We start from the raw sequence: 5,739 nt of genomic DNA, 5'->3' as shown, positions 1-5,739 counted from the left end.
AATTTCGGGAGAATAGGATTAAACTAGAGGTAACCCAGACAAAACTAAAGAGGCAGGAACTTTTCTCCTGCCTCTTTAGTTACATTAAATCACTATACATTACTTTAAAGACTTTAAAGACTTTGAAGACTTTAAAGACTTTAAAGACTTAAAAAGACTTAAAAGGTTAAAGCTAATTATTGCCCTTTCTTCTTATGTGAGCCTTTGCTTTTGTTTTTCTTATTACCTTTATTGTCATTCTCTTGATCAACAAAGTTTTGGATTAACTCAATTAAGCCTTCATCTGTTTTAGCTTGATATCTCCCCTCGGCTTCTAGTTTTGCTACACTTTGAGGCTCTGGGTGAATAGTGATCATTGCATCTGGGAATACCGCTAATAAGGTAGTTTCTAGTTCATCACAGATATCATGAGCTTCACGTAAAAGAATGTCGTTATCTAATTCTAAGTGAAATTGAATGTATTTCGTATTGGCAGCTTGACGAGTTCTTAACTCGTGAATGCCAATAACTTTAGGGTGTTTATTGATTGTTAGCTCAATCAGTTTTAAATCTTCTTCTGGGAGAACTTTATCAGTTAAACCATCTACTGCAGTTTTGAGCATCTCATAAACTGAGTAGAGCATATAAAGACCAATAATTATTGCTAAAATTAAATCTACTTTAGCATAACCAAAATGAGCAAAGATCATAGCAATAGCTACTGAACCATTCATAAAACAGTCCATCTTGTAGTGCGCTTGATCTACTTGGATCATTTTGGATCCCGTTAGATTGATAATACGTTGTTGGTAAGCAACCAGCCCTGCAGTTACCATAATCGTGATTATCAAAATAACCACTGATAAAGTCGTTTTTTCAATTGGTACAGGAGTAGAAAAACGGTTTACGGCACTAATGATTAGCATGATAGCAAGGGTACCAATGAAAATACTTTGTCCGAGAATACCAAAGTATTCTAGTTTTCCATGCCCAAAGGTATGATCTACATCCGCCGGTTTAAGGGCTTTACGCAAGATAATAAAGTTTATTAAACTACAAGTAACGTCAAACACTGAATCCATTAAAGAGGCATACAGGGAAATAGAGTTACTCATAATTACCACCACTAGTTTAATCAAGATTAAACTAAAGGCTGTACAAATTGCTGCTACTGAAGCCTTACCGACTATACGTTTATAATCTTCTGCAGATAAAGGTTGTTTTACTGTACTCATAACTAGAGATAAATACCAACTAAAATCGTTACTTACTCGTTTACTAACTCGTTTTTTACTAAATTCTTACCAAATTCTTACTATTCTCTTGTAAAAAAGAGCGTAACTAGGTTAAATTACATAGTTAAAACTCAAAATTCACTCCTCACGTTCTGATCTGATGTTCACCTTTTAAGTGCAAACCCCAGATTCAAAGTCTATCCAACTATGTAGCTATTACTCTAATTCTAAACATGAGTTTTTACTTAAAGTCCTCAATAATTTCAATGAAATCTTGAAGAAATACGTGACATCTTTTAAACAAGTTTTTAACTTAATTACCTATCTTTGGCAAAGAGGTAAATTATAGCAAATCTAGCTCTTTAATTGTTAAAAAAGTCTAGATATAACTATCTAGACTTCAAATTCACAAACACTTGAAATTTAATTACTTACTTTTCATCGCGATAAAAAGTAAATAACGAATCAGTTGATTCTTCTGGTTTAAAGTAGTAACCACCTACGTTAAACCCTTTTAACTCTTCTACTTCTGTAATTTTATTTTCCACAACCCAGCGAGCAAACTCACCACGGCTACGTTTAGCAATTACAGAAATAACTTTATAAACACCATTCTTTTGGTCTTTAAACTGCACTTCAATACTTGGAACGCTTAGTTGTTTAAAATCAACAGCACCTGCGTATTCTTTTGAAGCTAGGTTTAAAATAAAACTATGTTTTTCGTCTTTAATACGTTGATTTAGGTAATCAACTAAAGTTTTTTGCCAGAACTGATAAAGGTTTTTACAAGTAGCTGAAGTTGCTAAAGCTTTACCCATTTCTAGACGGTACTCTTTAATTGCGTCTAATGGACGTACTGGTCCATATAAACCACTTAGATACAGTACATTATTGTCTGCATATTCTAATTGCTCTTGGCTTAAAGAAAATGCGTCAAAATGCTTATTTACATCTCCCCAGAAACTAAAAGCAGCAGGTTTTGCATTCTCTGCATTAAGCTCTTTAGTCCAAGAAGTATAACGTTCTAAGTTTGTTTGCGCAATTTTTTCGCTTACATCTAAAAGGCTCTCAAGCGCTTTTAAATCTAATTTTTTTAATTCTTTAATTAACTCTTGAGTTTTTGTTGAGTAAAACTCTGGAGCGCGTACCGGAAAATCATAAGGTACTGCTAGTTTAGTATTAAAAGTTTTTGCAGGTGATAAAAGTACTAACATAGGAAATCCTTAAATTATCTTTTTACCCGCTTAGTTCTTCACACTAGGTTAGCTTTCTTGCCATACGGGTAAATTTATTCTAGTGCAAAATACTGCGATTTTATTATAACACAAAAAGTTATAAAAACAAATACATCGATAAGTAAAAATAATCAATAAATTTTACATACTAGGCAATACTCCCAAATACCAGCTTTTCGTTTTGCCCAGTATTTAGGATATTATTCAATTAGTAACGCGTTTTACTCTTAATCTCAAGATTTTACAGCGCCAAAAGCAAAGCTCCCTCAAAATCAAGAGAATGATCTTAAGGGAGCTTTGCCAAATAACACAATTACTAATGAGAAACTACTTAGTAAACATAAATTTATCAAAAATCATTAGGGATAAATTATGTTAAACCAACAGTAGATCTTCAACACTAGTTCAAATCTAGGTAAATCCACTTCTATTGTGGATATACTTTTATGATGTTGCTATTATAGCGAAATAATTTTTTATTGCAAGCGTAAATAAAGCTTACTCTGCTTAAAAACTCAAAAATATTGAAGCCTGCTACTGTTCACTATAGCCGACTAAGTTTACTAACAGCATACTTTACCCCCCCTACTAAGTTACCAAACCTACACCAAGCCTACTAAGAGGTAATGAAGAAGCGACAAAAGAAATGAAGCCAATCAATAAAGCTTAATTAAAACTCAATGAAAACCAATGTTAGTTTCTAATTTTGTCTAGCATTTGGGGGATACAGCTCACTAGAATTTTGGAACTGCTCTGGGGCAGACCAGCCAAATAACACAAAGAAATAACAAAAAATTAACTCACGGATTTTCTTCCATTATCGAAACTACCTCATTGTAAATTAGATTATTGCCCTTATCTTCCTAAAGATTACCGGTCTTATCAGAACTCAATTTCAGAATTCAATTTGAAGATATAATTTACAACTTCAATTTGAGTATCCAATGTTGCAACTTTAATTTGAGGCTTCAATCTGCGACTTTAATTTACCTTACATTCTTCACATTCTAGATTTTACTTTACTCAACACCTTGCTGCAATTGAGCTAAACTAGCTAAACTAGCTAAACCGTAGCTTTACTTATCTCTAGGATCTCATAACTTCCAAGACCTTTATTTTTACCCTTACTCTCAAGTAAACCTGTAGCATTACTTTCATGGGGTTAACACGCTTGCTAACATGCTTAGTTAAGGTTAACCTCTTTAACTATTTGCCGATTACTTGCTCTTTAATGGTAAAATATAGGAGAAAAAGTTTTATTCTAACCACACAAAAAGGATGTTTTAACTATGACACGTATGGTTTTTTGCCAATATTTACAAAAAGAAGCTCCAGGTTTACCTATGCAGTTTTACCCAGGTGAAATTGGCAAACGTATCTTTGAAAATATTTCAGCAGAAGCTTGGGCTATTTGGTTAAAGAAACAAACGATGCTAGTAAACGAACATCACTATAACCTTATGAACCTTGAACATCGTAAAATCCTTGAACAAGCAATGGAAGACTTCTTATTCAACGGCAAGGATGTGACAGTACAAGGTTATGTAGCTCCAGAGAAAAAAGAGCAAGAAGAAGCTGGTGAAGGTAAATATAAAGCACTTTAATCCTCACGTTAAAATCTTGCAAGACTGGTAAACATTACCTCTTTCCTCTATAAAAAGCCTCAAATTCTTGAGGCTCGATTTTTTAACTGAACGCAAATAATGAACCTTGTAATATCTAAGACTACAATTTTAAAAAAGAAGTTAGGTATCTGGTTGACTGCAATTACAGCCGGAGTAATTCTTGCTTCATGTTCATCTTCAGGTCCAAGCGTAACTGCAGCCGCACCTGCTGATGATCAACTCCAACTTGACCGTTTTGTGCGTGATTTAAATAACAACCTCAATAATATTTGGGGAGTTAACGAAATTATGTTCGGACCTACCGACATAGTAAAATATTCGGATAACTGGAAAACACGTTCAGCAATTCACTTAGCAAGTGGTTTTATTCGTTTTGAAACTGTAAACGAAAACTACTATGACGTTCTTAAAAATGAAATTATCTATACCCTATTAATGGACACTAGCCCAGAATACGGTACCCTTTACGATACAAGTATTCCTTTTAACGGTGGTACACCATTCTTAGCAAATCAGGTAGTGGATAATAATGGTAAATCTATTCGTACTTATGCACAAGCAGAGCAATTTGCTCGCTACCTGCTTAATCAAAAGATTGCCATTAAAACGCTTGCTAATGGAAGTTTTGACTACTTTATTGATCTTCCTCTAATCAAAGACCACTTAGCTGCTCGTGCAAGTCAGTACCGTCCTTTAGTTTTAAAATACGCAAGCCAATATAATGTTGATCCAAAACTAATGTTTGCAATTATGGAAATCGAATCAGCATTTAACCCTTACGCAATTTCATCTTCACGTGCTATCGGTTTAATGCAAATTGTTCCACGTACAGCTGGACTTGAAGTAAATCGATACCAAGGAATGGATCGTCAACCTACCGAGAAGTTCCTCTTTAATCCAGAGAACAACATTAAGTTTGGGGCGACTTACATTCATATTATGCAAACGCGTTACTTCCAGAATGTAAAAAATCCTCTTTCAAGACGTTATCTGTTAATTGGCTCTTATAACGGTGGTCCTGGTGGCATGCTATCAACTTTCCACAAAGATCGCGCCAAAGCGATTGATGTCATTAACCGCATGACTCCACAACAAATCTATAACCACATTACCAAGAACCACTATTCTGCAGAGACACGTCGTTACTTATGGAAAGTTAATCAAGCTTACTCTAAGTATTAAACAACGTCTTAAACTGTAAGTACCAAAAAACATCTTGGTGTTTAAGTACTAACAACATCTTAATGTAAAAAAGAACGCAAAACCAATAGGCTTTGCGTTCTTTTTTGTTCTCTCGTTCTCTTTCAACCTGAAATCCGTAATTTTTTATAGCCGTAAGAAAATGCAGTAGCTTAATAGCTACTGCATTTTCTTATTAGATACTTAAATCAAAAACTCTGATTATATTCTTTTGTTCAGCATTTAAAGTTACTAAAGATTTGTTGTTACCGTCATTTAGAATTCGAATATCTTCCAACTCTTCGATTACATTATTAAGTGTATATTTTATGGTAACCGTATCTTCTTTTATCAATCTTTTCATGTGACTACGTAGTATCAATGCTAGGAATACTAAGAATATCTTTCCATTCGTAGTCTCACTGTTTTTTGTTTTCAATCTATTGAAATCTTGGTCATTTTTAAGATCTCTGAATACTTTTTCGA

Annotated in this window: 4 protein-coding genes and 1 pseudogene; 2 read left to right on the top strand and 3 right to left on the bottom strand. The window is 33.9% G+C overall.

Going from position 1 to position 5,739, the window contains the following annotated elements:
* Positions 1–176 precede the first annotated feature (176 nt).
* A complete protein-coding gene (locus CKF54_RS06775; protein WP_119525602.1) occupies positions 177–1,214 on the bottom strand; it encodes a cation diffusion facilitator family transporter in 1,038 nt (345 codons plus the stop codon).
* A 431-nt stretch (positions 1,215–1,645) separates the two neighbouring features.
* On the bottom strand, positions 1,646–2,428 hold the full coding sequence (gene yaaA / locus CKF54_RS06770; protein WP_119525601.1) for a peroxide stress protein YaaA: 783 nt from the start codon (positions 2,426–2,428) through the stop codon (positions 1,646–1,648).
* 1,310 nt (positions 2,429–3,738) lie between these two features.
* On the opposite strand from yaaA, the gene CKF54_RS06765 reads away from it, so the two are divergent.
* Complete coding sequence (locus tag CKF54_RS06765) at positions 3,739–4,053, top strand: oxidative damage protection protein (RefSeq protein WP_119525600.1); 315 nt, start codon at positions 3,739–3,741, stop codon at positions 4,051–4,053.
* Between the two features lie 153 nt (positions 4,054–4,206).
* Entirely contained in the window at positions 4,207–5,256 is a 1,050-nt protein-coding gene (locus CKF54_RS06760; RefSeq protein WP_222987557.1) for a murein transglycosylase domain-containing protein, read from the top strand.
* Positions 5,257–5,449: 193 nt separating this feature from the next.
* Here CKF54_RS06760 and CKF54_RS08185 read toward each other — a convergent pair.
* Positions 5,450–5,739: pseudogene (locus tag CKF54_RS08185) on the bottom strand (hypothetical protein); the annotation flags it as partial.

Origin of the sequence: Psittacicella hinzii (assembly GCF_003585885.1) — a bacterium.
GTDB lineage: Bacteria > Pseudomonadota > Gammaproteobacteria > Enterobacterales > Psittacicellaceae > Psittacicella.
This window is presented reverse-complemented; position numbering and strand designations above follow the sequence as displayed.